Here is a 23,478-nt window from a genome sequence, read left to right on the forward strand (position 1 = left end):
CGTGATCACGGGCTTGTACACGCCGGATGCGGGGACCTTCGAGCTGGGGGGCGCGCCCTACCAGCCCACGGCCGTGCACCTGGTGGCCAAGACGGGGATCGCCCGCACGTTCCAGAACATCCGGCTGTTCGCCGAGATGACGGCGCTGGAGAACGTGATGGTGGGGCGGCATGTGCGCACGCACTCGGGGCTGATCGGGGCGGTGTTCCGCACGCCGGCGTTCAAGGCCGAGGAGGCCGCGATCGCGAAGCGGGCGCAGGAGCTGCTGGACTACGTGGGCATCGGCAAGTACGCCGAGTTCAAGGCACGCACGCTGTCCTACGGGGACCAGCGGCGCCTGGAGATCGCCCGGGCGCTGGCGACGGACCCCAAGCTGATCGCGCTGGACGAGCCGGCCGCGGGCATGAACGCCACCGAGAAGGTGGTGCTGCGCGAGCTGATCGACCGCATCCGCAAGGACGGGCGCACGATCCTCTTGATCGAGCACGACGTGAAGCTGGTGATGGGCCTGTGCGACCGCGTGACGGTGCTGGACTACGGCAAGCAGATCGCCGAGGGCACGCCGGCCGACGTGCAGAAGAACGAGAAGGTGATCGAAGCCTACCTCGGCACCGGTGGCCATTGACCCACCCCCTACTGGCTGCGCCAGCCCCCTCGAGGGGGCGAGCCTCGAGGGCCGGCAGAGCCGGACCCTGGGGCTCCACGCGGGAAGACCGCGTCGCGAAGCAGTGATGCAATGAATTGGAGTCGAAGATGACGAATGAAGTGCTGTTGAAGGTCAGCGGGCTGAAGGTGGCCTACGGCGGGATCCAGGCGGTGAAGGGTGCGGACTTCGAGGTGCGCCGCGGCGAGCTGGTGAGCCTGATCGGGGCCAACGGCGCGGGCAAGACCACGACGCTCAAGGCCGTGACGGGCCTGCAGCCGGTGGCCGATGGCGACATCCAGTACATGGGCCGGTCCATCAAGGGCCAGGGCGCATGGGACCTGGTGAAGCAGGGCCTGGTGATGGTGCCGGAAGGGCGCGGGACCTTCACGCGCATGACCATCGTGGAGAACCTGCAGATGGGCGCCTACATCCGCAACGACAAGGCGCAGATCGAGGCCGACATCGAGCGGATCTTCGGGATCTTCCCGCGGCTGAAGGAGCGTGCGACGCAGCTGGCCGGCACCATGTCCGGCGGCGAGCAGCAGATGCTGGCGATGGGCCGGGCACTGATGACGCAGCCCAAGGTGCTGCTGCTGGACGAGCCGAGCATGGGCCTGTCGCCCATCATGGTGGACAAGATCTTCGAGGTGGTGAACGACATCCATGGCCAGGGCGTGACGATCCTGCTGGTGGAGCAGAACGCCAGCCGCGCCCTGGCCGCGGCCAACCGCGGCTACGTGATGGAAAGCGGCGTGATCACCATGACGGGCGCGGGCAAGGATCTGCTCAACGACCCGAAGGTGCGCGCCGCCTACCTCGGCGAATAAGCCAACACACCACTCTCCGTGCAGGAATGGCCGGTGGCGCAGCCACTCGGCCCCTTCGCGCGAAGCCCGAGGATCCGGCGTTGCCGGGCCGGCGGGCTTGCCCCTGGAGGGGCCCGCGAAGCGGGTAGGGGGGGCATCCCTCCCGAGGATCCGGCTTTGCAGGGCTGGCGGGCTTGCCCCTGGAGGGGCCCGCGAAGCGGGTAGGGGGAGGGCATCCCTCCCGAGGATCCGGCTCTGCCGGGCCGGCGGGATGCCTTGCAGGCCCCGTCGGGTCTCGCGACCCGACTCTTCGCCAGGGTGTGGAGGTTCACTGAACCTCGACAGTCCGGGCTCAGTCCCCTGGAGGGGGCACGCGCAGCGCGAAGGGGGGGCCTACCTCCCCGCCATCTCCACGGCGGCGAGCAGCATCCAGGCGCTGTGGGGGAGCCACTGCTCGATCCAGCGCCACTGATGGTCCTCCGGGCCCGGAGCAAAGGCGATGCCCTCGCCGGTGTCACGGCCGTCGGCACCCGTGATCCCGTTGGAAATGCCGCCCCTGAGCATCACGCCGGCGCTGTCCAGCGCCGTGGGCGGATTGCGCTGGCCCAGGCCATAGAACATCGAGAGGCCGTAGGGATTGCGCCCCAGCGTCCAGTCGATCTGCGCCTGGGCGAAGCGCGCGAGCGGCGGCTGGATGCCGTAGGCCTCCTGCGGCGCCGGATCCACCTCGCGCCCGGCCAGCACGGCCGCCGTGGCCAGCGACGCGAGCCGGGCGCTCTCGCCCTGCCACCAGTAGCCGGTCTCGTTGCGGTGAGGAATGAAGAAGCCGGTGCGCTCTGGCTCCTGGATCGCACCGTCCTGGAACAGCTTGAAGCGCTGGCGGGCGTAGGCGTAGGGGTTGGCAACCTCGGTGTCCAGGGCCAGCTGATGGGCCAGCGCGCGGCTCAGGGCTTCGCGCACGGGCGCGGCCCGGGCGGGATCCTGCTCGATCGAAAGGTAGTGGACGAGGCTGATCAGCGGCAGGCCCGCCTCGACCGCGTGGTAGTAGGGCCGCTGCCCGGGCTGATCGCTGTAGAACTGCCCGCGCTCGTCCTGGCGGGCGAGGAGCTGCCGCGCGCGCTGACGGGCCGCCTCCAGATAGGTCGCCCGGGCCGTGGCGCGGTGCAACTCCACTGCGGCCAGCAAGGCGGTGTAGTCGTCGATCACGTTCTCGTGCCCGTCCGCGCAGTAGGCGAGGTTGTGGGCCTGCAGATGCGCGAACGCACGCTCGGCATCGGCCAGATAGGTGGCGCCAGGGAACTGGCCCCGCTGACCGGCGCTGTGTGAAAGCTGGGCGGCGCGGGCCAGCGCCGCGATGGCCAGACCGCCGCCAGCCCGGAAGGCGGAACGGTAGCCGCGCGTGTAGGTCCCCTCCTCGCCCTCGTAGCCCACGACCATGCGTTCGGCGCCGGGCTTGCCCCACTGGTCGAAGACGGTGGTGTAGAAGTAGCCCTCCGGATCCAGCACGCGATGGAGATAGTCCGCCCCCCAGAACGCCTCATCCCGGACCTGCCGCAGCAGCCCGGCCTGGCGGTAGAGCCCCGGGGCCTGATGGGCGGTGTAGGCCAGCACCCAGGCGGCCATGGGCGCCTGTTGCGGGTTGAAATGGTTGGCATAGCCCAGGTGCGAGAGGTACTTGCCGGTATCGCCACCCGCATCGCGCCAGCCTCCCCAGACATCGACGTGGCGCTGGGTGTCGAAGATGCGGCGGCGATGGTCGCCGGGATCGGTATGCCGCGATTGGCGGAAGTAGCTGAGCAGAGCGCCGGCTGCGCGGCCGAACAGCGCCTGATCGCGCACCACGACTGGCAGGGAGCGGGCCCGTGCGGTGCCGACCTGGACCTCAAGCTCGTAGCGCCCCGCTTGGGTCTGCGCCGTGAAGTCGACCTCGAAATGTCGTTTGCCGGGCGTCCAGGCCTCGAAGGCGGGCAGGGCGGTCAGTGCGCCCTCGGCCACGATGCGTCCATCGCGCCGGAGGCGGTAGCGGCCCTGCTCGTCGAGTCCTCGCGACTCCACGATGGCCTTCTTGGGTCCCAGGCGCTCCAGCGCCAGCTGGTTCATCTGGACCAGGAGCGGGGCCGTGGGCAGTTGCACGGTGGACGACGGACCGGCATGGGCCAGGCCGGTGCCCACGAGGGCCCACAGCAGGGTTCGACGCAGGGGAGCCAGGCGCTGGCGCAGCGGACGGACAGGGTCCACACGGACGTGGGCTGGAGGCAGGGCGGGCATGAGCGATCCGGCAAAGGAAAGGTGGCCCACCTTAGCCAGTCCTGGCGGCCTGGTCAATAAGTACAACCAATAGAAGTAAAAAACGAATGGAGACCCAGGCGACCCTGCCGGGCGGTGGGCTCCAGTATGATTTCGGCCATGCAACAGCACAACGGACCCACGAGGACGGTCGGCCGGGGCGCCACCCAGCAGTCCAGCGCCCCCTACAACCGCCGCGTCGTCCTGGACTTCATCCGGCAGCAGGGCGCGGCCTCCCGCAAGGACATCGCCGAGATGGTGTCGCTCAGCCCGCAGACGGTGGCCAACATCACCAATGACCTGGAGGCCATCGGCCTGATCGTCTCCCGGCGGCAGAAGGTCGACAAATCGCGTGGGCAGCCGCCCATCGCCTTCGAGCTCAACCCGGACGCCGGCTATGCCATCGGCATCAGCCTCGAGCCGGGAAGGGCCTCGGCGGCCCTGGTCAACCTCATCGGCGATGTGCACCGGCGCTGTGCGGTCGAGGTGGACACCAGCAACCGGCAGGCGCTCAGGGCCGCCATGCTGGAGCTGGTGATGCAGCTGCGCAAGGGCTCGAAGGACCGCATCTGGGGCATCGGCGTGGCCTTGCCCGGCCCGCTGGGGGTGACGGACATCAGCTTCGTCGGCCCCACCGCCATGGAGGGCTGGGCGGACCTCTCGGTGCTGGACGAACTGCGGGAGGCGACGCGCCTGCCGCTCTTCTACAGCGTGGACAGCGTGGCCGGGGCGCTGGGCGAAACCCTGTTCGGGGTGGCCAAGTCCCTGGACAACTTCTTCTATCTGCACCTGGGTCTCGGGCTGGGTGGGGCGCTGGTCGTCAACCGGGCGGCCTACCGCGGCGCCAGCGGGAACGCGACCGAGATCGGGCACGTGCCCGTGGTGCCGGGCGGCCGCCCCTGCTACTGCGGCAATGCGGGCTGCCTGGAGCGCTATCTCTCCCTGCATGCGCTGGCCGAGGCCCTGGGCCTGCCGGATCGGGAGGTGCATGCTGCGGCGCTGCACGAGCGTCTGGCCGATCCCTCGGATCTGAAGCTGCAGGCCTGGTGCGCCGAGGCCGCCGAGCGGCTGCGCGACGCCATCTGCATGGTGGAGAACATGCTGGACCCGCAGGCCATCGTCATCGGGGGATCGGCTCCCAAGGCGCTGGTGCAGCGGCTGCTGGACCAGGCCCAGCCGCTGCGGCGTTCCGTGCGGGGGGGCGTGGCCGGGGAGGGGCTGCGCATCGTGCTGTCCGAGCGCGAGGACGACAGCTCCATCCTCGGGGCCGCCGTGCTGCCACTCTACGAAATGCTCTCGCCGCGCCTGGAAGTGCTCCAGCAGGAGCGCCGCGCCGATGCCGACGTGGCGGAGTTGCTGGGGCACCGGCCGCCCAGTCGCTGGGGTGGCATTTAATATTTACATCCACTGGATTTAAGTATTGACGATGCGGAACGTGCGGCCTATAGTCGGCCGCCATGGACTCTCACCGCCCTCATTTCTGTATCGTTGGAGACATCGGCGTGGACCTCGTCATGGGGTCGCTCACCGAATGGCCGCAGATCGGCACCGAGCTGATCCTGCCGCGCAGCGAGCTTCGCGCCGGCGGCTCCGCCGGCAACACGGCGCGCCTGATGCGCCAGCTGCCGCAGCCGACCCGCCTGATCTCGGCGGTGGGCAGTGATGAGCTGGGCCCCTGGCTGGCGCAGCAGTTCACCGGGCTGGAGCTCAGCCTCCAGGTCTGCCCGGGCGCCACGACGCTCTCCGTCGGCCTGATGCACGCGTGCAGCGAGCGCAATTTCTTCACCACCGAAGGGCATCTGGCCCGGCTCAGCGCCGCTCATGTGCACGAGCAGCTGCGCCAGGGCGGGGCGGTGCCGGCGGGCAGCGTGGCGCTGTTCTGCGCGCCGTTCCTACTGCCCGGCCTGATGCCGGACTACGCCGGCCTGCTGTCCGCGGCCGCCTCGCAGGGCTATGCCGTGGCCCTGGACACCGGCTGGCCGGCCGAAGGCTGGACGGACGCCGTGCGGCGTGACGTCGACACCTGGCTCCCGCTGTGCGACCACCTGCTGCTCAACGAGCTCGAGATCTGCAGCATGGCCGGCACACAGGACCTGGACCAGGCCATGCAGCGGCTGCTGCCGCGGCTCAAGCCCGGCGCTACGCTGGTGGCGAAGGTCGGGCCGCGCGGCGCGCGGGCGTGGCAGGCCGGCGAATGGGCGGCGCATGCCGTGGTGCCGGCCGAGGTGTTCGACACCATCGGCGCCGGCGACGCCTTCAATGCCGGCTACCTCGGCGCGCGCCTGACCGGGGCGAGCCTCGAGGCGTCACTCGCGGCGGGCTGCCGCGTCGCGCGCACCGTGCTCACCCACTTCCCGCGCAGCAGCCTGCCTGCCGAGGCCCTGTCGAACTGCCTGGCTCCCGAGCCGGCCTGAGGACCCGCCATGAAGCACCGCCGCCTGATCCTCGCCTACCTCCTGCTGGTGTGGTTCGCCATCTCCTTCGTGACCAACATCATCGGGCCGCTGATGCCCGTCCTGATCCACGACTACCAGCTCAGCCTGTCCCTGGCCGGCTTCCTGCCCTTCTCCTTCTTCCTGGCCTACGGGCTGGTGTCGATTCCGGGCGGCGTGCTCGTCGAGCGGCGCGGTGCGCGCCGCACCATGGCCTGCGCCTTCGCGCTCAACCTGGCCGGTGCGCTGGCCATCGCGCTGGCCCCGGCGTATGGGGTGGTCATCGGCGGCCTGTTCGTGATCGGTCTGGGCATGGCGCTGCTGCAGGTGGTGATCAACCCGCTGATGCGCACGGTGGGCGGCGAGGCCCACTTCGCGTTCTTCTCGGTCATGGGGCAGCTGGTCTTCGGCCTGGCATCCTTCATCAGCCCCGAGGTGTTCAAGTGGCTGATGGAGCGGCCGCAGGCGGCCCAGCAGGCGCTGCCCTGGGTCAGCCTCTACGGTGCCTTTGCGCTGGCCTTCGCGGGGCTGCTTCTCCTGAACCACCGGCTGCCGCTGCCGGCCGTGGCGCTGCGCGAGGACGAACGGGCCGGTGCGCTCTCGGCCTACCGCGAGCTGCTGGCGCGGCGCGATGTGCGGCTCTACTTCGTGGGTATCGTGGCCTATGTGGGCACCGAGCAGACCCTGGCGGACTGGATGTCGCAGTTCCTCGCTACCTACCACGGCCTGTCGGCCACCGGGGGCGCGGCGGACGCCGTCGGCCAGTTCTGGGGGCTGATGTCCCTGGGCTGTCTGGCGGGGCTGGTCCTGCTGCGCCTGTTCGATGCGCGGCGGGTGCTGGCTGCGTTTGCCGTGGCGGCCATGGCCTGCGTGGCGCTGGGCCTGTGGGGGCCGGCGGAGGTGGCGATGCGCGCATTTCCGGCGTCAGGCTTCTTCCTGTCCGTCATGTTCTCCGTGGTGTTCTCGCTGGGCCTCAACTCCGTGCCCCTGCATCACGGCGCCTTCTCCGGCATCCTGTGTACCGGCATCCTGGGCGGTGCCATCCTGCCTCTGCTGGTCGGGGCGCTGGGCGACGTGATCGGCCTGCGTGCGGCCATGACGCTCGTGCTGCTCACGCTGGGCTTCATTCTCGGCATCAGCGTGTGGGCCCGGCCGCTGGTGCTCAACCAGACTCAGTCCCTGTCCGATCTGCTGGCGCAGCTGCGCCGGCTCGGAGGCCGCCCGGCCTCCTGAAGGCGGCGGCCCCGAGCGCTGCCGCCCTACCGATTCCCGCTTTGGCAAACAACACGATCAGGAGCATCGTATGAGGACCCTTGGACGTTCCCGTTTTCCGCTCAATGCCGTCGCCGTTGCGACCCTGAGCTGTCTGGCCCCCTGGGCGGCGGCGCAGGGACAGGCTCCCGCTGCCGATGCCGCCGCCAAGCCTGACAAGAACGAGCTGCCGACGATCACGGTGAACGCCACCCGTGTGTCCTCGGGGTTGATGCAGACGCCGGTGGCGGTCACCGCCATCACGCAGGAGTCGCTCACCCGCAGCGGCATCACCGATGTGCGCGGCCTCTCCGCCTCGGTGCCCAACCTGCAGATATCCTCGGGCGCGGATTCGGGTGTGCAGATCAACATCCGCGGCGTCGGCTCCACCAACTTCACCGAGATCGGCGATCCCGCCGTGGGCCTGCACGTCGACGGCCTGTACTCGCCCCGACCCCAGGGGGCGCTGGCGCTGATGTTCGACCTCGAGCAGGTGGAGGTTCTGCGCGGGCCGCAGGGCACGCTCTTCGGACGCAACTCCACGGGCGGCAGCGTCAACATCATTCCCGCCAAGCCCGAGTTCGGCAGCACCTACGGCAGCGCCGAGCTCGACCTGGGCAGCTACCGCAAGCGCCAGCTCAACCTCGTGCAGAACTTCGGCGTCAGCAAGGAGCTGGCCCTGCGCGCGACGTTCAGCAAGGTCAAGCGCGACGGCTGGATCCAGCAGCAGCAGGACTTCACCGACGTCGACATCCCCGCGCTCGGCTGGGCGGCGGACGGCATCCCTGATGTCGACCAGCGCCGCAACACGCCCGTGAAGCGCAGCGGCTACTACTACAACCGCGACGAGTGGGCGGCCCGGCTGTCCGCGCGGCTCAAGCCCCGGCCGGAGCTGGACTGGCTCGTCAGCTACGAGCGCTTCCAGAACAATGCCGCCGGCGACATCGAGATGAAGGACTGCGAGCAGGCGGCCGGCACGCGCTTCGCCTGCACAGGCGGCCCGTGGGAGGTGAAGGTCAATGTGCCGGGCAAGACCGACATGAGCATGGACACGCTGCGCTCGCGCCTGGTCTGGACGCCCGCGCCGGGCAGCACGATCGAGTACGGCTTCGCGCGGGCCAACCAGCGGCGCAGCCAGCAGAGCGATGACGATGCCGGCTACCACCCGCTGGCCAGCGAGGTCACGGTGAGCCGTCCCGTCGGGCCGGCTGGCGATGAGGGCGTGTGGCCGGTGCGGGACGAGACGTCCTTCACGCTGGGCTCCAAGTACCTCTCCACCGTGCACGAGCTGCAGTACAAGCGCCAGAGCGACGATCTGCAGCTGGTCACCGGCGTCTTCTGGATGCACGAGAAGAACGCCATCGACTACGCGCAGGAGCAGCTGGTGACCGTGCCCTACGGCTTCCCCACCAGCCAGTTCTATCACCAGCCCAACCGCCAGGTCGACGCCAAGGCCGTCTTCGCGCAGGCCGACTGGACCTTCCGGCCCGGCTGGACCGCCACCCTCGGCGGCCGCTTCAGCCACGACAGCAAGACCGACCAGGGCGGCCAGGTCTACGGCGGCTGGGACGGCAAGACCCCGGCCTACTACAACGGCCTCTTCAACCCGGGCACGCCCGGTACGCCGGGCTTCCAGGCGCACAACGGACACCAGCTGACCGAGGCCATGGGGCCGCTCGCCGGTGTCGGTGCCTACGCCCTGTGGGGCGAGCCGGCCGGCAACGACCATTCCGAGAGCTGGCGCAAGTTCACCTACCGCCTCGGCCTGAGCCACCAGATCACCCCCAACGACATGGCCTACACCTCGCTGGCCACGGGCTACAAGGCCGGGGGCTTCGGGGACAAGGACGATCGCTGCGGCGACAAGGAGTGCGTGGACGGACCGGCCGGCCCGCAGTACAGCTTCTTCCCCTACAAGCCCGAGACCGTCACCAACTTCGAGCTGGGCTACAAGGGCCTCATGCTCAACCGGCGCCTGAGCCTGGCCGTGACCGCCTTCTTCAGCCAGTACCGGGACATGCAGGTCACGGGCGACTTCTTCGCGAGCCGGATCAAGCGCAACGAGCCGTGCCCCGCGGACAAGCCCACCTGCGACATCGTGGTGAAGTGGCAGACGGTGAACGTCGGCGTGGTCGACATCCCGGGCCTCGAGGTCGAGCTGGACTACAAGCCCTGGGCGGGCGCGCGCCTGGGCGGCTTCTTCTCGTACATCAACAGCAAGATGCGCAACTACCGCACCTTCAACGACGGCTGGAACTGCGGCGTGCGCGAGGAGATGGGCGCGCCGGCCTGCCCGGCGGCCTACGACGGCAGCGAGGCGGAGCTGCGCGGCCGCCAGATCTACGACATCACGGGCAACCACCTGCCGCTGTCGCCCAAGTACACCTTCGGGATCAACTTCGCGCAGACCTTCGAGGTGGGCGGCTATGAGATCACGCCGTGGGTGAACGTGAAGTGGCAGGACAAGATGTACTTCACGCTGCGCAACCTCGACAACCCGCACATCTCCGATGCGCAGAAGGCCTTCGCCAAGGTCGATGCCAGCGTGCGCATCAACGCGCCGAAGTACTGGCACGCGGAGCTCTATGTGCTGAATGCGACGAACCAGATGACCCGGAACTCGGCCAGGGATGGCGGCGGCTTTGTCCGCGGCACCTGGAACGATCCGAGAACGGTGGGCATCCGACTGGGGGTGGACTACTGACCCAGACCCACCTCAGCACTGCACCATGCAAACAAAAACGCCCCGGAGTCCTCCGGGGCGTTTTTCATTCAGGGGCGAAGGCTCAGGCCGGCTTCACGAGCTTCGAGCGGGCCCAGGCGTCGGCTTCACGGCCCGGCGTGTTGCCCGAGACCTGGATGCGCTCCAGCAGCTCGGCCACGCGGCCGCGGATCTCGCCGACCTCGGCCATCACCTTGGATTCTTCGCCTTCGTTGCGGAACTCGCGGGCCACGCTGACGATGCCGCCGGCATTGACCAGGTAGTCCGGCAGGTAGGTGATGCCGCGGGCCTGCAGGGCGTCACCGTCGGCCACGGTGGCCAGCTGGTTGTTGGCCGCACCGGCGATCAGCTTGGCCTGGATGGCGGGGATGCTCTGGGTGTTGAGCACGGCGCCCAGCGCGCAGGGCGCCAGCACGTCGGCCTGGACCGACAGGATCTCGCCGACGCTCACGGCGCGGGCGCCCAGCTCGGCCTGCGCACGGGCGACCTTGTCCGCGTTGACGTCCGCCACGACCAGCTTCGCGCCGGCCTTGTGCAGGAACTCGGCCAGGTGCCAGCCCACGGCGCCGAGGCCCTGCAGTGCGACGGTCACGCCGTCCAGCGAGCTGCGGCCCAGCACGCGCTTCACGCCTTCGTCGATGGAGACGAACACGCCCCAGGCGGTCTTGGGGCTGGGGTCGCCACCGAAGGCGCCTTCACGCGGGATGCCGCTCACGAACTGGGTGTGCTGCTGCACCACGCGCATGTCGGCGGTGGTGGTGCCCACGTCTTCCGCGGTGATGTAGGCGCCGTTGAGCGAAGCCACGGCGCGGCCGAAGGCGGCGAACAGGGCGGGGCGGTCGAAGTCGCCGGCCGGCTTGATGATCACGGCCTTGCCGCCGCCGAAGGGCAGGTTGGCCAGGGCGTTCTTGAGGCTCATGCCCTGCGACAGGCGCAGCGCATCGTTCAGCGCGGCCAGCTCGTTGTCGTAGGTCCAGAAGCGGCAGCCACCGAAGGCAGGGCCGCGGGCGGTGCTGTGCACGGCCAGGATGGTCTTCAGACCGGTCTGCTCGTCGGTGGCGAAGAGCACGCGCTCATGGGCGGGTTGCTCAGGCAGGCCGAACAGGGAGGAGGGGATGGAAGCCGGCGATTCGCTCAGGGCGCGGACGAGGTCAGACATGGCGTGCTTGCACTTGTGATGCGAGAGAGGGATGGCGCCACACCTGTCCGGTCAAGCCCGGCCCAGGCCACGTGGCGGCGGATCAGCACGGCTTGTGGCCGCGCTGGGCCCGAAGTGTAGGGGGGACGGGGGCCTCGCGCTTTCGTCAAAGCGCAAGCATTCGGCATGCCGTGATGCATGCCACGCATCCCCGCGGGCCGGCGCCGTGCGCGGCGGCGGGGGTCAGACCGGGTCCTGGAAGCTGCCGCGGCGCAGGGTCACGACGAGGGTGTCCCGGTGGCCGTGCTCGGCCGCGGGCTGGATGGGCGTGGTCTCGTGGATGACGCGCTCGTCGTCCAGCAGCAGCAGGGTCCAGGGCTCCTGCAGCGTGAAGCGCTCGCCGCGCGGGCCGTCGGCCTCGAAGACGCGCGACTCGCCGCCCTTGATGCCGACACGGCTCACCAGGAAGACGGCCACCAGGTCCACGCCATCGCGGTGCGCACCTTCGGGCGTCGGTCGGCCGATGCCGTCCGTGGTGTCGATGCGGAACTGGTGCGTCTCGATGAACCAGGGCTGCGGTCCCTTGAGCGCATCGGCGGCACGCGCCAGGCGCAGCAGCAGCGTCTGCCAGGCGGGCAGGGCGGCCAGGGCCGGCTGGACGGGCTCGAACCAGCGCTCGAGGCCGCCGTGCAGGGCGTTGTAGTCCAGCGGCTGCCAGTGGGCGCGGTGGCCCTGCTGGCGAAGCTCGCCGTCCGCGACGACGAAGCTGCCGTGGCGCCGGAATCGGTAGCGGCCGCCGTCACGCAGATGGGTGTCCGGCGGCAGGTCGTCCCAGAAGGGCGCGAGCGCCTGCAGGTCCTCGGCCGGGATCTCCGCCCAGTGGCAGAGGCCCTCCGGGGCGATGACGGCCGCGCCCAGCTCGCGCAGGCGATCCTCGAACTGGCTGGCGCTGGCGTAGGGCGGCGGGAAGTGCTTCATGAGGGCAAGTATGAGGCTGTCATGCGGCCCGCGAGGGCCCGCCCGAAGAGGCGCGGGCGCCAGGCGTGCGCGGCGCTCAGGCGCCGTGCTTGTCGGCTTCGGAGGTGAAGGCGTCGGCGTAGAACTCGTCGGCGGGCAGGCCGCCCTGCGCGCTGAAGTCCCTCTTGGCGCTCTCCACCATGATGGGCGCGCCACAGGCATAGACCTGGAAGCCAGCGAGGTCCGGCAGGTCGGCCAGCACGGCCTGGTGCACGAAGCCGGTGCGGCCGGTCCAGGCGTCCTCGGCCTTGGGTTCGGACAGCACGGGCACGTAGCGCAGCGTGGGCATCGCGGCGGCGGTCTGCGCGGCCCAGTCGTGCAGGTACAGGTCCGACTGGCTGCGGCAGCCCCAGTACAGGTGCACCGGACGGGTCAGGCCCAGGTGCTGGATGCGCTCGAGGATGGCCTTGATGGGCGCGAAGCCGGTGCCGCTGGCGAGCAGCACGATGGGCTTGTCGCTGTCCTCGCGCAGGAAGAAGCTGCCGAAGGGGCCTTCCATGCGCAGGATGTCCTTCTCCTTGAGCGCACCGAAGACGTGGTCGGTGAACTTGCCGCCGGGCATGTGGCGGATGTGCAGCTCGATGGCGGCCGGCGTGCCCAGGTTGTGGGGCGCATTGGCCATCGAGTAGCTGCGGCGGGCGCCGTCGCGCAGGATGAACTCGACGTACTGGCCGGCATGGAACTGGAAGTTCTGATTGGCGGCCAGCTGCATGCGGATCACCGCGACATCCGGGGCGGGCTTCTCGATGCTGATGACGCGGCTGGGCAGCTTCAGCACCGGAAACTCGCCGGCGCCCGGCACGGTGCGGGCTTCCAGCACGCAGTCGGTCTGGGGCGTGGCACAGCAGGTCAGGACGAGACCCTGGGCCTCTTCCTCGGCGCTCAGCGCCTTGGCCTGGTGGGCACCATGGATCACGCGGCCTTCCAGCAGCTTGCTCTTGCAAGAGCCGCAGGCGCCGTCCTTGCAGCCGTAGGGCAGGCCGATGCCCTGGCGGATGGCGGCGCCGAGCAGGGTTTCATCGCGTTCGACGGCAAACTCGCGGCCGCTGGGCTGGACGGTGATCTGGAAGTTCATGGTGAAGGGGTCCGGACAAGAAACCGGCCCGTGCACCGCCGTGCCAGGGAGGCAGCGGCGGGCGGGCCGTACACTGGCCCGACATTCTGCCTGAGCAGCCCCGCCCCGGGAGCGCCGGGCCTTTCGGCATTGACCGCCCCACGCTTCGCCCATGCCCCGTTCTCATCCCGCTCGCCCCTCGACGACCTCGACCACCCCGGCGGGCGCGGTCGCACCCCGCCTGCTGATCGTCGGCTGCGGCGATGTCGGGATGCGTGTGCTGCGCCGGGTGCCGCCGGGCTGGGAGGTCTTCGCGCTGACGTCCTCGCCCGCCCGCCGCGAAGTGCTGCGGGCGGCCGGTGCGATCCCGCTGCTGGGCAATCTCGACGATCCCCGCAGCCTGCGGCGGCTGGCCGGCCTGGCCACGCATGTGCTGCATCTGGCGCCGCCGCAGGCGAGCGGGGCCCGCGACGAACGCACGCGCCATCTGCTCCACGCGCTGCGCCGCGGACCGGCCCCCGGGGTGCTCGTGTATGCCAGCACGACGGGCGTCTACGGCGACGCGGGAGGCGCGTGGCTGGACGAGACCTCCGCGCTGCGGCCGCGCTCGGACCGCGCGCACCGCCGGGTGGACGCCGAGCGCGCGCTGCGGGCCTTCGGCCAGGCCACGGGCGCGCACGTGGGCGTGCTGCGCGTGCCGGGCATCTACGCTTGGGACCGCGAGGGCGGCCACCCGCGCGAGCGCCTGGCGCGGGGCACGCCGGTGCTGGCGGCGGCGGACGACGTCTACACCAACCACATCCATGCGGACGACCTTGCCCGGGCCTGCCTGCGCACGCTGCTGCGGGCGCCGGCGGGGCGGGTGTTCAACGTCTGCGACGACACCCAGCTGCGCATGGGCGACTACTTCGATCTGGCGGCGGACCTCTGCGGCCTGCCGCGCCCGCCGCGCATCAGCCGCGAGGAGGCGAGGGCGCAGATGTCACCGATGCAGCTGAGCTTCATGGCGGAGTCCCGCCGGCTGCGCAACGAGCGCCTGTACCGCGAGCTGCGCCTGCGCCTGCAGTACGCCGATGTGAGGGACGGCCTCCTGGCGGGGCGTCCCGGCTGAGCGGCTTAGCCGTCCCGCGGTTCAGCGGCGACGGCCGCCGCGCCAATGGTTCAGCAGCAGCCACGCGCCGATCATGCCGCCCAGGTGGGCAAAGTGCGCGACGCCGCTGGCACCGCTCAGGCCCATCAGCAGCTCCAGGGCGCCGAAGATCGCCACGAAGACCTTGGCCTTCATCGGGATGGGCGGGAACAGCGGCATGATGATGCGGTCCGGGAACAGCATGCCGAAGCCGAGCAGCAGGCCGAAGAGGGCGCCGGAGGCGCCGACGGTCGGTGCCATCGAGCCGATCACCGCGGTGAAGAGCAGCTGCATCGCCGCCGCACTCAGCGTCGAGGCCACGAGCAGCTGCAGGTAGCGCTTCTGCCCGAACACCATCTCCAGCTCGGAGCCGAACATCCACAGGCCGAGCATGTTGAAGAACAGATGCATCGCGTCGCCGTGCAGGAAGGCGTAGCTCACCATCTGCCAGGGCATGAAGTAGCCGCTGCTGATCGGCCACAGGGCCAGCCAGGGCTTCCACTCGGGCACCAGGATGAACAGGCAGAAGAAGCCCACGCAGGCCAGCATGAAGGCTTTGGTGACGGGCGGCAGTTGGGGCATGGTGTCAGGTCTTGCGCAAGCGGGGCGGGGGCCCCGGAACGCTCGGAGTGTATGCGTCTGTACAGCCACCGACCGGCGCAGGGGGCGCCCCGCGGGCGGCGCCGGAAACGAAAAAACCACCTCGCGGTGGTTTTTCTCTGCGTGCAGCGCCCTGGCTGTGGTGCCCGGAGTCGGACTCGAACCGACACGCCTTGCGGCGGGGGATTTTGAGTCCCCTGCGTCTACCGATTTCGCCATCCGGGCCGAAGGGTGCCTTACGCAAGCGGCGGATTATGCCATGCCTTCCCCGGCGGCTCCGGGCCGGTGGCCCGACACGCGCGGCAGGCCCCGCGCCATCGGTGCCAAGCCCTTCGGCCCGCGCAGGGCACCCCGCTGAGGGACAATCGCCGCCATGAGCACAAAACAGTACCCGAGTCTGGAGGACGTGATCGGCAATACGCCGCTGGTGCGTCTGCAACGCATCCTGGGGCCGGAGCTGGCGGCCCGCGGCAACGTGCTGCTGGGCAAGCTGGAGGGCAACAACCCCGCGGGTTCGGTCAAGGACCGCCCCGCCATCAGCATGATCCGCCGGGCCGAGGAGCGCGGCGAGATCAAGCCGGGCGATACCCTCATCGAGGCCACCTCGGGCAACACCGGCATCGCGCTGGCCATGGCCGCCGCCATGCGCGGCTACCGCATGGTGCTGATCATGCCGGAGGACCTCTCCATCGAGCGCGCCCAGACCATGAAGGCCTTCGGCGCCGAGCTGATCCTGACTCCGCGCTCGGGTGGCATGGAATACGCCCGCGACCTCGCGGAGCAGATGCAGCGCGACGGCCGCGGTCGCGTGCTGGACCAGTTCGCCAACGAGGACAACGCCCGCATCCACTACGAGACGACGGGCCCCGAGATCTGGCGTGATACGGGCGGCGAGGTCACGCATTTCATCAGCGCCATGGGCACGACGGGCACCATCACCGGCACCTCGCGCTACCTGAAGGAGATGAACCCGGCCGTGCGGATCGTGGGCGCGCAGCCCGCGGAGGGCTCCCGCATTCCCGGCATCCGCAAGTGGCCCGAGGCCTATCTGCCCAAGATCTACCGCCCCGAGCAGGTCGACGAGCTGGTGCAGGTCAGCCAGAGCGATGCCGAGGACATGGCCCGCCGCCTCGCCCGCGAGGAAGGCCTGTTCGCCGGCATCTCGGCCGCCGGCGCCTGCTGGGTCGCCCTGCAGCTGGCCCGCACCCTCAGCAACGCCACGCTGGTCTTCGTGGTCTGCGATCGGGGTGATCGCTACCTGTCCACGGGTGTGTTCCCTGCCTAGAATCGCCGCCAGGAAGGCAATGCACATGGACATCCACAAGGAACTCGACACCCGCGGCCTGCACTGCCCGCTGCCCATCCTCAAGGCCAAGAAGGCCCTGGCGGACATGCAGAGCGGGCAACTGCTGAAGGTGGTCGCCACGGACCCGGGCTCGACGCGGGACTTCCAGGCCTTTGCCCGCCAGACGGGCAACGAGCTGGTGGCCCAGAGCCAGGCGGGCGAGGAATTCGTCCATGTCCTGAAGCGCCGCTGACGCCGCGGCGCCCCCGCACGAAGGCCTGCCGACTCGGTGACGAGTCCGCAGGCCTTGTCGTTTCCGGCCGGGGCCGGGCGCTCAGACGGACAGCGTCTGGAGGTAGTCCCGGAAGACGCTGCCGAGCTCCGGATGCGCCAGGGCCAGCTCCACATTGGCCTGCAGGAAGCCTTCCTTGGAGCCGCAGTCGTAGCGCTTGCCCTGGTAGCGGTAGGCAAAGACCTTCTCGCGGCGCAGCAGCCCCGCGATGCCGTCGGTCAGCTGGATCTCGCCGCCCACGCCGCGCGGCTGGCTGGCGATCTCATGGAAGACGCCCGGGGTCAGGATGTAGCGGCCCGCCACGCCCAGGCGGGACGGGGCGACCTCGGGGGCCGGCTTCTCGACGATGCGCTGCACATCCACGAGCTGCTCGCTCACCGCCGTGCCGGCCACGATGCCGTAGCGGCGGGTGTGCTCGGCGGGCACTTCCTGGACGGCCAGGATGGAGGCGCGCCATTCCTCGAACTGCTCGACCATCTGCTTGAGCACCGGCTGGCCGTCCGCGGGGCCCACCATGAGGTCGTCGGCCAGGAGCACGGCGAAGGGCTCGTTGCCGACGAGGCGCTGCGCGCACAGCACCGCGTGGCCCAGGCCCAGCGCCTGCGCCTGGCGGACGTAGATGCACTCCATGTCATCCGGCTTGACGCTGCGCACCACCTCCAGCAGCTCGCGCTTGCCCGCCTGCTCCAGGCCGACCTCGAGCTCGAAGCTCATGTCGAAGTGGTCCTCGATGGGGCGCTTGTGACGGCCGGTCACAAAGATCATCTCGCGGATACCGGCGGCATAGGCCTCCTCGACCGCATACTGGATCAACGGCTTGTCCACGACCGGCAGCATTTCCTTGGGTTGGGCTTTTGTTGCCGGTAGAAAACGCGTGCCGAGGCCCGCAACAGGGAAAATGGCTTTGTTGATATGCATCTGGCAGGCTGCCTGGGGCGGATGGCTTGCATTGTGGCACGCGGTGTCTGGCCGCCATGCAAGGCCGTTGGGAACATGAAAAGATGAATTTGCTGGTGCTGGAACCTCTGGATTCAGAGGTGATTGAATGGCTGGGCAGGCGGCATGCCGTGCGCGTCGCGCCCGAGCTCGCCCGTGATCCGGCCGCCCTGCGCGAGAGCCTGCCGCAGATGCACGGTCTCATCCTGCCGCCCACCGTGGCCGTGGACCACTCCCTGCTCAAGGCCGCGCCGCGCCTGCGGGTGATCGGCCGCGTGAGCGCCGGCATCGAGACGGTGGACATCGAGGCCTGCCGCATGCACGAGGTCGAGCTGGTGCGCTCGGGCACTGCCACGGCGCAGGCCGAGGCCGAGTACATGCTGGGCGGCGCGCTGAACATGCTGCGCCGGGTGCCGGTCTATGGCGCGGACGGCCTGCTGGTGGGCCGCGAGCTGGGGCAGAGCACCGTCGGCCTGCTGGGCCTGACGCCCGCCTCGAAGGTGCTGGCGCAGATCCTGCCGGCCTTCGGCGCCAAGGTCGTCGGCTACGACCCCTCGCTGCACGAGAGCGAGGACCTGTGGCAGCAATGGAACATCCCGCCGGTGCCGCTGCGCTCGCTGATGGAGCAGAGCGACGTGCTCTGCGTGCAGCTGCCCTACTACCCGCGCTACAAGGGCCTGCTCGGGCACCGGGTGCTGGGCCATGCGAAAGCCAATCAGGTGGTGGTCGCGCTGACCCACTGCGCCATGTTCGACGACGTGGCCCTGGCCGGCGCCATGCGCAGCGGCCGCATCCTGGCGGCCTGGATGGACAGCGTCGAGCCCGGCTGGCTGGAGCCCGACCGGCCTCTGCACGGCATGCCCAATCTGCAGATCACCCCCCGCGTGGCCAGCACCACCCGGGAGTCGCGCGTGCGCGCAGCCTGGGCCGTGGCCCGGCGCATGGACGAGCTGCTGACCAAGGCCGAGGCACCGGCCGTCGCCGCGGCGGAGCGCAGCGGCGCCTGAGCGGCCTCCGGGGCGCCCCATGACCACGGGGCCGCTGCCGGCCCCGTCGAGTGTCACGGCGCGGGCCCCGGGCCCGCCGACGAACCTCAGCCCAGCCGTGCGGCCTGGGCCTTCAGGCGCTCCACCGTGACGCCGAAGTCGGCCACGCGCTGGCGTTCCTGGGCCACGACGGCCTCGGGCGCGCGGGCCACAAAGCTCTCGTTGGACAGCTTGGCCGTCGCCTTGGTGATCTCGCCCTCGAGGCGGGCGATCTCCTTGCCCAGGCGGGCGCGCTCGGCCTCGACATCGATCTCCACCTTCAGCGCCAGGCGGGCCTCGCCGTGCACCAGCACGGGCAACGCGGCGGCGGCCTGCTCGAAGCTGGCGTCGTCCACCAGCTGCACCTCGGCCAGCTTGGCCAGCGTGCGGATCAGCGGCGCGGCCTCGGCGATGAAGCCCTGGCCGCCCGCCACCAGCAGGGGCACGCGCTCGGCAGGCGACAGGCCCATCTCGCTGCGCAGGCTGCGGCAGGTGCCCACCACGGCCTTGAGCTGGTCCACCCAGGCGATGGCCGCCGGGTCGATCTTCTCGGGCTGGGCCACGGGGTAGGCGGCGTTGACGATGTACTCGGTGCTCTTGCGGCCGGCCACCGGGGCGACCGTCTGCCACAGGGCCTCGGTGATGAAGGGGGCCACCGGGTGCAGCAGGCGCAGCGTGGTCTCCAGCACGCGGATCAGCGTGCGGCGCGTGGCGCGCGCTTCAGCCTCGTTGCCGACCTGGATCTGCACCTTGGCGATCTCCAGGTACCAGTCGCAGTATTCGTTCCAGACGAAGTCGTAGATGGCGTTGGCGACGTTGTCCAGGCGGTAGTCCGCGAAGCCCTGGGCCACGGCCTGCTCGACCTTCTGCAGCTCGCTGGTGATCCAGCGGTCCGAGGGGCTGAAGCTCAGGTAGCCGCCCTCGCAGTCCGCCGCGGTGTGCTCCTTCAGGCCGCAGTCCTGGCCTTCGGTGTTCATCAGCACGAAGCGCGTGGCGTTCCAGAGCTTGTTGCAGAAGTTGCGGTAGCCCTCGCAGCGCTTGGAGTCGAAGTTGACCGAGCGGCCCAGCGTGGCCATGGCCGCGAAGGTGAAGCGCAGGGCGTCGGCGCCGTAGCCGGGGATGCCCTCGGGGAATTCCTTCTCCGTGGCCTTGCGGACCTTGGGCGCGGTCTCGGGCTTGCGCAGGCCCTGCGTCCGCTTGTCCAGCAGGGGCGCGAGCTCGATGCCGTCGATCAGGTCCACCGGGTCCAGCACATTGCCTTCGGACTTGGACATCTTCTTGCCCTGCGCATCCAGCACCAGGCCGTGGATGTACACGTGCTTGAAGGGCACGTTGCCGGTGAAGTGCTTGGTCATCATGATCATCCGGGCGACCCAGAAGAAGATGATGTCGTAGCCGGTGACCAGCACGGAGGAAGGCAGGAAGAGGTCCTGCTCCAGCGTGGCCTCGGGCCAGCCGAGGGTGGAGAAGGGCACCAGGGCGGAGGAGTACCAGGTGTCGAGCACGTCCTCGTCGCGGCGGAGCGTCTTGCCGGGTGCCTTGGCCTGCGCCTCGGCCTCGCTGCGGGCGACGTAGACAGTGCCGTCCTCGTCATACCAGGCCGGGATCTGGTGGCCCCACCACAGCTGGCGGGAGATGCACCAGTCCTGGATGTTCTTCATCCACTGGTTGTAGGTGTTGACCCAGTTCTCGGGCACGAACTTGACGTCGCCGGAGCTGACGGCCTCGATGGCCTCCTCGGCGATGGACTTGCCGTTCGCGCCGGCCTTGCTCATGGCCACGAACCACTGGTCCGTCAGCATGGGCTCGATGACCTGGCCCGTGCGGGCGCAGCGCGGCACCATCAGCTTGTGCTTCTTGACCTCGACGAGCGCGCCTTGCGCCTCCAGCTCGGCCACGATCTTCTTGCGGGCGACGAAGCGGTCCAGGCCGATGTACTCGGCCGGGATCTCGGTGGCCTCATGGGCGCTGACCTTGGCCTCGAGATCGAAGATGGTCAGCATGGGCAGCTTGTGGCGCAGGCCCACCTGGTAGTCGTTGGTGTCATGCGCCGGGGTGACCTTGACCACGCCGGTGCCGAAGTCCTTGTCCACGTAGTCGTCGGCGATCACCGGGACCAGGCGGCCGGTGATGGGCAGCTTCACCTGCTGGCCGATCAGATGCTGGTAGCGCTCGTCCTCGGGGTGGACCATCACGGCGGTGTCGCCCAGCATGGTTTCCGGGCGCGTGGTGGCGACGACCAGCGACTCGCTGCCCTCGGCCATCGGATAGCGGATGTGCCACAGCGAGCCGTCTTCCTCCTCGCTCTCCACCTCCAGGTCGGAGACGGCGGACTTCAGGATGGGGTCCCAGGACACCAGGCGCTTGCCGCGGTAGATCAGACCTTCCTCGAAGAGGCGCACGAAGGTGTCGGTGACCACCTTGGAGAGCTTGTCGTCCATGGTGAAGTACTCGTGCTCCCAGCTCACCGAGTCGCCCATGCGGCGCATCTGGCGGGTGATGGTGCTGCCGGACTGCTCCTTCCACTCCCAGACCTGGGCGACGAAGTTCTTGCGGCCGAGGTCGTGGCGGCTCTGGCCCTTTTCCTGGAGCTGGCGCTCCACCACGATCTGCGTGGCGATGCCGGCGTGGTCGGTGCCGGGCACCCACAGCGTGTTGTGGCCGCGCATGCGGTGGTAGCGCGTCAACGAGTCCATGATGGTCTGGTTGAAGGCGTGACCCATGTGCAGCGTGCCGGTCACGTTCGGCGGCGGCAGCTGGATGCAGAAGGAGTCGCGGCTCTTGTCCAGCGTGGGACGATAGAGGCCTTGGGACTCCCACAGAGGGCCCCAATGGGCTTCCAGGGCGGCGGGCTCGAAGGACTTGGCAAGTTCGGTCATGACGCGCTTTGCTGCTTGAAATGGCCGCGGGGCGTCTCCTTGCGGAGGCGCCCCGTCGGCAGGAATCAGGGGTTGCCCGATTGTAGGGGCCACCTTGGCGCCCCCAGGCGCTGAATCCTGGGGGCGGTGCTCCATGGCGCTCCCGGGGCTGCGGCCCCTTCAGCGCGACTGCAGGGTCAGGCGTTGCGTCTGCCCCGGGGCGAACTCCAGGCTGTACTCGAAGGACTCGCCGGCCCGCACCGGAGGGCCGTACAGCGGATCGCGGGTGTCCAGCACCAGGGCCAGGTAGTGGCCGGCGGGCGCGTCATACGCCGTGGCCACGAGGTCCAGGTTCAGCGTCATGACCTGCCCGGGCTGCGCCTGGTGCCAGGCGCGGGCACCGTGGGTGATGAGCGTGCCAAAGCCGGCGGCGTCCACGTCGTAGAGGTAGGCCACGGCCATCCCGCGCGCCTGCGAGGGCTTGACGCGCAGCTGCAGGCTCGGGATGCCGCGCAGCTTGAGCGGGCTCCTGAGCCAGTCGCCCTCATAGCGGATGCCGTTGCCCCACAGGATGGTCGCCTGGTGGTTGATGACCGGCAGGCCCACGCTCTCCATCAGCGGCGAGAGCACGGGCAGGGGGCCGCTGCTGGCCGTGGTGTCCAGGGCATTGCCGATGCGGTCGCTCACCGTGTCGCCGCTCGGGGCGCTGCCCAGGCCGCCGGTCCAGCCCCGGGTGCAGACGCAGCGCCAGTCCCAGCGCACCGCGCCGCGCGGCTGCAGGTACAGCGCCTGGGTCTTGAGCTCAGGGGCCGGCCAGTTGGACAGCTGCTCGCGGTAGCCGGCGAACTTGGGCTGGAGATCGACCTTGGGCTCCGTGTCGATGCCGTTGGCCTCGTTCTTCAGCCAGCGGGCCAGCCAGCGCTGGGCCTGCGTCCAAATGTGCTGGTCGACGCCCAGCACCGCGCCCGGCAGCTCGGCCGAGGCATGGATGCCGCTTTGCAGCAGCAGCTTCTTCGGCCCGGTGAGCTGGGCGAAGAGGGCCATGCTGGAGTTGGGCGAGAACATGTCGTCCTGCCAGTTCTTCACCAGCATGACGGGCACCTGTCGGGCGTTGAGCTGCGGCAGCCCGCTGCTGGGCGAACGGGCCCAGGCCCAGGTGGCGATCTCGCTGATCCTGGCGGCCGGCGTGTCGGGGTTCTGCAGCAGGCTGTTGTAGTTCGCGACCAGCGGATCCAGGCGGCCCGTCAGCTGCCCGGACAGCTGCAGGATGTCCAGCCAGATCGGGTTGGGCACCTCGTTGCGGTACATCTGCTCGATGAGCGCCGCCCAGCCGGACATCGCCACCACGGCCTTGATGCGGCCGTCCTTCGCGGCGGCCAGCAGCGAGAGGCCGGCGCCATAGGAGATGCCCGCGGACGCCAGGCGCTGCGGGTCGGCCGGGGTGTTGGCGCTGATCCAGTCCAGCATGGCGGAGGCGTCGGCCACGTCGGCGGGGCCGGCCACGCCGACGGTGCCCTCGGAGCCCCAGAAGCCGCGCGCCGTGTAGGCGAAGGCGACATAGCCCTGCTGGGCCAGGCGCTGCTGCTGGCCGACGTACTCGAAGAAGTCCGCCGCGGCCCAGCTGCTGATGAACATCACGCCCGGGGCCCTGGCGCCGTTCGGGTCCTGGCGCGGCAGGAACACGTTGGCGCTGAGCAGCGTGCCGTCGCTCCCCGGGACCTTCAACCCGCCGATGAAGCAGGTGCCGTCCCGCGGGGACGTGACGCCCGGCATCAGCTGGGGCAGGGTGTAGACGGCCGCCTCGGCGGGCGTCGCGGTCCGGCAGCCGAGGGCCTGGGCGCCGAGGCTGGCCAGGCCCAGCCCCAGTGCCAGCCCGAGCGCGCGCGCCTGGCCGAGCGCCTGTCCGATCCGCCGCCGGACGAAGGGGCGCGAACCCGCCCCGGAAGTGGGCGCAGGGGCCCCCGAGAGTCTCCAACTCCGCATGCTTGTCTCCAGTCTTGT

18 protein-coding genes and 1 tRNA gene are annotated in these 23,478 nt (G+C 69.9%); 10 read left to right on the top strand and 9 right to left on the bottom strand.

The window, feature by feature from the left end; all coding sequences use genetic code 11:
• Together QRD43_RS14460 and QRD43_RS14465 are read left to right on the top strand one after the other, a co-directional pair.
• The coding region (locus QRD43_RS14460) for an ABC transporter ATP-binding protein (RefSeq protein ID WP_285983207.1) at positions 1 to 625 on the top strand (625 nt) is incomplete at its 5' end.
• Between the two features lie 128 nt (positions 626 to 753).
• Positions 754 to 1,473 (top strand): ABC transporter ATP-binding protein, encoded by a 720-nt coding sequence (locus QRD43_RS14465; protein WP_285983208.1) that lies wholly within the window; start codon positions 754 to 756, stop codon positions 1,471 to 1,473.
• A gap of 372 nt (positions 1,474 to 1,845) precedes the next feature.
• On the opposite strand, the gene QRD43_RS14470 is transcribed toward QRD43_RS14465, so the two are convergent.
• Positions 1,846 to 3,720: a glycoside hydrolase family 9 protein gene (locus tag QRD43_RS14470; RefSeq protein ID WP_285983209.1), complete on the bottom strand. Its 1,875-nt coding sequence runs from the start codon at positions 3,718 to 3,720 to the stop codon at positions 1,846 to 1,848.
• A gap of 138 nt (positions 3,721 to 3,858) precedes the next feature.
• Between QRD43_RS14470 and QRD43_RS14475 the strand changes: the two genes are divergently transcribed.
• The 4 genes from QRD43_RS14475 to QRD43_RS14490 all read left to right on the top strand — a co-directional run bounded on the left by QRD43_RS14475 (position 3,859) and on the right by QRD43_RS14490 (position 10,125).
• Positions 3,859 to 5,133 carry an ROK family transcriptional regulator gene (locus QRD43_RS14475; RefSeq protein ID WP_285983210.1) on the top strand — a complete coding sequence of 425 codons (1,275 nt, stop codon included), beginning with the start codon at positions 3,859 to 3,861 and terminating at the stop codon, positions 5,131 to 5,133.
• 107 nt (positions 5,134 to 5,240) lie between these two features.
• On the top strand, positions 5,241 to 6,152 hold the full coding sequence (locus QRD43_RS14480) for a carbohydrate kinase family protein (RefSeq protein ID WP_285983211.1): 912 nt from the start codon (positions 5,241 to 5,243) through the stop codon (positions 6,150 to 6,152).
• Positions 6,153 to 6,161: 9 nt separating this feature from the next.
• Positions 6,162 to 7,403 (top strand): MFS transporter, encoded by a 1,242-nt coding sequence (locus QRD43_RS14485; protein WP_285983212.1) that lies wholly within the window; start codon positions 6,162 to 6,164, stop codon positions 7,401 to 7,403.
• A gap of 70 nt (positions 7,404 to 7,473) precedes the next feature.
• Entirely contained in the window at positions 7,474 to 10,125 is a 2,652-nt protein-coding gene (locus tag QRD43_RS14490; RefSeq protein WP_285983213.1) for a TonB-dependent receptor, read from the top strand.
• Positions 10,126 to 10,207: 82 nt separating this feature from the next.
• On the opposite strand, the gene QRD43_RS14495 is transcribed toward QRD43_RS14490, so the two are convergent.
• The 3 genes from QRD43_RS14495 to QRD43_RS14505 form a co-directional block, all read right to left on the bottom strand.
• Entirely contained in the window at positions 10,208 to 11,302 is a 1,095-nt protein-coding gene (locus QRD43_RS14495) for a Leu/Phe/Val dehydrogenase (protein WP_285983214.1), read from the bottom strand.
• Between the two features lie 222 nt (positions 11,303 to 11,524).
• Positions 11,525 to 12,259, bottom strand: a complete 735-nt coding sequence (locus QRD43_RS14500) for a 2OG-Fe dioxygenase family protein (RefSeq protein ID WP_285983215.1) — start codon at positions 12,257 to 12,259, stop codon at positions 11,525 to 11,527.
• A gap of 76 nt (positions 12,260 to 12,335) precedes the next feature.
• Entirely contained in the window at positions 12,336 to 13,373 is a 1,038-nt protein-coding gene (locus QRD43_RS14505) for a CDP-6-deoxy-delta-3,4-glucoseen reductase (RefSeq protein WP_285983216.1), read from the bottom strand.
• A gap of 151 nt (positions 13,374 to 13,524) precedes the next feature.
• Between QRD43_RS14505 and QRD43_RS14510 the strand changes: the two genes are divergently transcribed.
• Positions 13,525 to 14,463: an SDR family oxidoreductase gene (locus QRD43_RS14510; RefSeq protein WP_285983217.1), complete on the top strand. Its 939-nt coding sequence runs from the start codon at positions 13,525 to 13,527 to the stop codon at positions 14,461 to 14,463.
• A gap of 21 nt (positions 14,464 to 14,484) precedes the next feature.
• Here the strand turns inward: QRD43_RS14510 and QRD43_RS14515 are convergent, their stop codons facing one another.
• Both QRD43_RS14515 and QRD43_RS14520 read right to left on the bottom strand, forming a co-directional pair.
• Positions 14,485 to 15,063, bottom strand: a complete 579-nt coding sequence (locus tag QRD43_RS14515; protein WP_285983218.1) for a rhomboid family intramembrane serine protease — start codon at positions 15,061 to 15,063, stop codon at positions 14,485 to 14,487.
• Between the two features lie 158 nt (positions 15,064 to 15,221).
• Positions 15,222 to 15,306, bottom strand: a tRNA-Leu gene (locus tag QRD43_RS14520).
• A gap of 148 nt (positions 15,307 to 15,454) precedes the next feature.
• Here QRD43_RS14520 and cysM point away from each other — a divergent pair.
• Complete coding sequence (cysM, locus tag QRD43_RS14525; RefSeq protein WP_285983219.1) at positions 15,455 to 16,366, top strand: cysteine synthase CysM; 912 nt, start codon at positions 15,455 to 15,457, stop codon at positions 16,364 to 16,366.
• 25 nt (positions 16,367 to 16,391) lie between these two features.
• A complete protein-coding gene (locus tag QRD43_RS14530; RefSeq protein WP_285983220.1) occupies positions 16,392 to 16,619 on the top strand; it encodes a sulfurtransferase TusA family protein in 228 nt (75 codons plus the stop codon).
• 81 nt (positions 16,620 to 16,700) lie between these two features.
• On the opposite strand, the gene galU is transcribed toward QRD43_RS14530, so the two are convergent.
• Positions 16,701 to 17,576 (bottom strand): UTP--glucose-1-phosphate uridylyltransferase GalU, encoded by an 876-nt coding sequence (galU, locus tag QRD43_RS14535; RefSeq protein ID WP_285983221.1) that lies wholly within the window; start codon positions 17,574 to 17,576, stop codon positions 16,701 to 16,703.
• Between the two features lie 83 nt (positions 17,577 to 17,659).
• On the opposite strand from galU, the gene QRD43_RS14540 reads away from it, so the two are divergent.
• Entirely contained in the window at positions 17,660 to 18,601 is a 942-nt protein-coding gene (locus QRD43_RS14540) for an NAD(P)-dependent oxidoreductase (protein ID WP_285983222.1), read from the top strand.
• An 86-nt stretch (positions 18,602 to 18,687) separates the two neighbouring features.
• Here the strand turns inward: QRD43_RS14540 and QRD43_RS14545 are convergent, their stop codons facing one another.
• Positions 18,688 to 21,498, bottom strand: a complete 2,811-nt coding sequence (locus QRD43_RS14545; protein WP_285983223.1) for a valine--tRNA ligase — start codon at positions 21,496 to 21,498, stop codon at positions 18,688 to 18,690.
• A 159-nt stretch (positions 21,499 to 21,657) separates the two neighbouring features.
• A complete protein-coding gene (locus QRD43_RS14550; RefSeq protein WP_285983224.1) occupies positions 21,658 to 23,460 on the bottom strand; it encodes a CocE/NonD family hydrolase in 1,803 nt (600 codons plus the stop codon).
• Between the last annotated feature and the right edge of the window lie 18 nt (positions 23,461 to 23,478).

It is taken from the genome of Roseateles subflavus (assembly GCF_030285365.1).
In the GTDB taxonomy this organism is placed as follows: domain Bacteria; phylum Pseudomonadota; class Gammaproteobacteria; order Burkholderiales; family Burkholderiaceae_C; genus Roseateles_B; species Roseateles_B subflavus.